A 1,661-nucleotide genomic window follows, 5' to 3' on the forward strand; every position below is an offset into this window, starting at 1 on the left:
AAAGTGCCTAACACCCTCTTCTATGGGGAATCAGAAGTCAAGCCCTGTTCAGATAAAAATTATGTTATGCGAAGTAAGACTCCTTTCACGTGGTCTACGGCCAGCCTGCGCGGTCGCCTGCTACGACCAGACGCAGGCTGGCCACAGACTACCTGTACGCAGAGGACTCGCTGTGGCATACACCCTTTGCAGTCTGGCATGTCAATGTCATTCAGGTCAGAGTGTCTGTTGACCGGTCAGTGCCGGGTCGACCTTCTATCCGTGCCGGCCGACCAGGCCGGTCACCTCATGCCGCATGCGCGAAGCGCTGGGACCACTCTGTTACCGACGCGCCCCATCTAAGGAAACGGCTACCCGCGTGGGTAGCCCGAGGGTGTTCCGGGCGCGTTGACCTTTAGATGCCGTGCTGCGTCGGATGTCATTCAGGTGTTCGCGATATTGAGAGCCTGTGGTTTGAGTATCGCACCGCCGGGAATCTCGCCGTGTTCGAGATAGCGCCACAGGGCGATCGCCAGACGCCGTGCGAGCGCCACGATCCCGATACGCCGCAGCCGCTTGCCGGTGCCGCCAAAGCGCTGGTTGAACCAGTGGCTAAGCTGGCTGTCCGGTTGCAGACGCAGCCAGCTCCAGGCGAGCTCGACCATCAGCCACCGGCATCGCCGGTTGCCCGCCTTGCTGATACCCAGCTCGACCTCACTGGTGCCGCTGGCGTACGGCGTGGGCGTCAGGCCCAGGCAGCCGGCCAGTTCCCGGCGATTGCGAAACTGCCGCCAGCCGAACAGTTCCCTGACGAGCGTCCACGCGCTGCCGGTACCGATGCCCGCAAGCTGTGCCAGCAGCGCCATGCCGGGATGGGCGCCGCTACGCACCTCGCGGTCCTCCTGCGCTTCGAGCGTGCGGATCTGCTGGCGCACCAGCGTGAGCCGCTCACATTCGCGATCAATCTCGGCGCGCAGACCGGGCGCCAGCAGCTCGCGCTGCCGTGCCCACCAGTGAGTCCAGATCCGGCCACCGACATATCGGACCCGAAGGTTGTGCAGCACGAGCAGGGAGCGGATACGGTTGGTATGCGCGGTACGCTCCTGCCGCAGGCGTTCGAGCTCGCGGTGCAGGCGCCGGTCGTCTTCCTGCTCACGCGTGGGGATGCGCGCGACCGCCCACACCCGCCGCTCGCCCGTGTGATAGCGCATGAGCATCGACAGCAGTTTGTCGCTGTCAAGCCGGTCCGTCTTCGCGCGACGGGCACGACGGTTCACCTCGATACTGGCCGAATCCACCACGAGATTGACGATGCCCTGTTCGGTCAGCCAGCGGTGCAGCCAGAAGCCGTCGCGGCCGGCTTCATAACAGCTGTAGACCGGTGCGTCGGCGCCGAGATGGCAACGCGCCTTCGCGTTGGCGATGGCGGTGAGAACCGCTGTGGTATCACCCGCGGCAACGGTATAACGGCTGGGCGCGCGCCGGCCATCACCCAGTGAGAGTTTCCAGTTCTTCTCGCCCAGTTCAAAAGCCATGTACAGGCGGCAACCTGCCGTCGTATTCTGCCCACGGAGGGCTGTGTCAGGCGCATCCATTTGCGTGCTCCTTCGGAGAAAACGAGTATGCAAGCCACGTTTTACTCCAGTCGGGCTTACTGCCGCTGCCCTCCCACATAGCATCTA

1 protein-coding gene is annotated in these 1,661 nt (G+C 63.6%); it reads right to left on the bottom strand.

Features of this window, described 5'->3' with window-relative positions:
- Nucleotides 1-422: 422 nt before the first annotated feature.
- A complete protein-coding gene (locus tag HV744_RS36495; RefSeq protein WP_175154072.1) occupies nt 423-1,574 on the bottom strand; it encodes an IS110 family RNA-guided transposase in 1,152 nt (383 codons plus the stop codon).
- Nucleotides 1,575-1,661: the final 87 nt, after the last annotated feature.

Origin of the sequence: Paraburkholderia ultramafica (genome assembly GCF_902859915.1) — a bacterium.
GTDB lineage: Bacteria > Pseudomonadota > Gammaproteobacteria > Burkholderiales > Burkholderiaceae > Paraburkholderia > Paraburkholderia ultramafica.

Bases quoted from the DNA above. Each gene is read 5' to 3' on its own strand.
- HV744_RS36495 (WP_175154072.1), bottom strand. From the start codon at position 1,574: ATGGATGCGCCTGACACAGCCCTCCGTGGGCAGAATACGACGGCAGGT.